This window comes from Polaromonas sp., from assembly GCF_036676035.1.
Classification (GTDB): domain Bacteria; phylum Pseudomonadota; class Gammaproteobacteria; order Burkholderiales; family Burkholderiaceae_C; genus Polaromonas.
The window spans coordinates 1-2,258 of sequence record NZ_JAKFDR010000131.1; the positions used below are offsets into that span (position 1 = coordinate 1).

The window sequence follows — 2,258 nt, forward strand, 5'->3', positions numbered from 1 at the left end:
GATTATCAGCGCGTTGTTGATTGCCGCCGTGGTGGCGGTGATTGCGGCGGGGATGTTGACGCGTCAGAGCGTGGCGACCCGGGCGCTGGAGGCCGATCAGCAGCGGGTGCAGGGGCGTTGGGTGGCGCAGGGTGGTCTGGAGATCAGCCGGCAGTTGCTGTGGGATGCGCGCCTGCGTGATCCGTTGACCCGGCGTGATCAGCCTTGGGCGCAGCCGTTGCTGGCGGCGGGTTTTGCCGGGCGGCTGGAGGATGAGCAGGGCAAGTTCAACCTGCGCAATCTGGTGGCCAATGAGCGAATCGATGCGGCGCAGGTGCAGGCGTTCGAGCGCTTGTGCGAGTTGATCGGTGTGAGCGCCGTTGTCAGCCAGCGCATCCGCGAGCGGGTGATTGCTGGTTATCCGTATTTGCTGAATGCGCAGATTGGCGCGACCGGCAAAGCCGGTTTCGACAGTGGCCGCGCCACTTCGCCGGATGCCGCGCATAAACCGCCACCGCCGAAGGTGCCGATGCTGCGCACACTTGATGATCTGCGCAGCGTCGAAGGGGTCACCGATGCACTGATCGGCCAAATGGCGCCGTACGTGACGGTAATTCCGGCGACGACGTGGATCAACGGCAATACCGCCACGGCGCAGGTGCTGGCGGCGTATGTGCCGGGGCTTTCGCTGGAGCGGGCGACGGCGTTGATTGCCGAGCGTGACTCGGGACGCTGGTTTATCAATCGCGGCGATTTTGTGAACCGCTTGCGCATGCCGCAGCTGGAAATGAGCAGCGTGAAAGTCGGCATCACCAGTGACTGGTTTCGTTTGCGCGGTGAGGCGCGGCGCGATCAGCGCCGGGTCAGCCTCGATGCTCTGCTGCACCGCAGTGAAGATCGGCTGCCGCAGGTGATCTGGTCGCGGGTGGGCGCATGAGCCAGTTGCGCGTCGCGTTGCCGCCGCTGGCGGAGCTGGAGTTGCACAGCGAAGTGAGCTGCGCCTGGCTGGATCGTCAGGGGCAGGTCACTCATGAAGAACGGCTGAGTCTGATCGAGTTGGGGCAACGGCCAAAGCAGTCGCCGCTGCTGTGTTTTCTGCATCCGGCGGACAGCCTGCTCGCCAGCATTGATCTACCGCCGCTGCCTGCGAACAAAACCGCGGCCGCTGTGCAGTGCGCGGCGCAGGCGTTGATGCTCGGCGACAGCAGCCAGATGCATATCGGCCACAGCCCTCGCGATGCGGGCGGGCAGGTGCAGATTGCCTGGGTCTCGCGGCAGCACTTGCAGCGTCTGGCTGCGCTGCTCAAGCAGGCGGGGTTGAGTCTGCGCGGTTTGTATCCGGCGCCGTATAGCCTGCCGGTGCTGCCGGGGGTTGTCGCTTGTGTGGCGGACGGGCATTTGCTCCGGCGCGAGAGTTTGAATAACGCGCAGGTCGAGCCGTTGCTCGGTGATGAAGTTGACGGGGCATCGTTCGATGCTGAGGCAACCCAACGCTGGATCGGCCCGTTGCCGGGCTGGGGTTTGCATGGTGGTCTGCAGCAAACCGGCGGCGAACAACGCGGGTGGGGTCGTGCAGTCGGGTGTGTGGCGTTGGCCGTGGTCGTTTGGGTGGTCGGGCTGAATCTGTACGCCGCTCGCGAAGCGCGTCAGGGCCAGCAGTTGAAGGCGCAGATGAGTCAGCGGGTGAAACAGGCGTTTCCCGAATTACCGGTGATTCTCAACCCGCTGCAACAGGCGCGTCAGCAACTGGAGCAGCGGCAAAAAGGCGCGGTCGATGACCCGGCGCAGAATTTCAATCGGCTGGTGTTGCAGGCCGGCACGGGCATGCCGTTCATGACCGGCAGTGTCGAGCGCCTGACTTACCGCGACGGTGTCTTGCAACTGGCGCTGCTCAGCGATGCAAACCGTGGCGGTAGCGACAAGGACTGGCAAAGCATGTTGGCCCAGGCCGGCATCAGCGTCACTGCCGATGACCAAGGCTGGACCCTGCGCCCGACCGATGAATCCAGCGCAAACACCAACGAAGACGATGACAGCGGAGCAGACGATGAGTAGGGCGACGCTGGCGATTTACCGTGCGCGCTGGCAGCGCTTCAGCAGCCAGTTGCAGGCGCGTTGGCAGCCGTTGGCGCTGCGTGAGAAACGCATGGTCGCCGGCATGGCGCTGGTGCTGATCGGTGTGCTGATCTGGCTGACGCTGGTCAAGCCGCCGTTGGCCAGGATCACTTTTTGGCAGAGCGAAACGCCCAAGTTGCGCGCGCAAACCGAGGCGCTGGAAG

3 protein-coding genes are annotated in these 2,258 nt (G+C 64.3%); all 3 read left to right on the forward strand.

Annotated features, from left to right (window positions below; all coding sequences use genetic code 11):
- On the forward strand, nucleotides 1-916 hold a 916-nt coding region (gene gspK, locus V6M61_RS20760), incomplete at its 5' end, for a type II secretion system minor pseudopilin GspK (protein WP_332778507.1).
- Nucleotides 913-2,034, forward strand: a complete 1,122-nt coding sequence (gene gspL / locus V6M61_RS20765) for a type II secretion system protein GspL (protein ID WP_332778508.1) — start codon at nucleotides 913-915, stop codon at nucleotides 2,032-2,034. The genes gspK and gspL, both read left to right, overlap by 4 nt.
- A partial coding sequence (gene gspM, locus V6M61_RS20770) for a type II secretion system protein GspM (RefSeq protein WP_332778509.1) occupies nucleotides 2,027-2,258 on the forward strand: 232 nt, incomplete at its 3' end. The genes gspL and gspM, both read left to right, overlap by 8 nt.

Bases quoted from the DNA above. Each gene is read 5' to 3' on its own strand.
- gspL (WP_332778508.1), top strand. From the start codon at position 913: ATGAGCCAGTTGCGCGTCGCGTTGCCGCCGCTGGCGGAGCTGGAGTTG.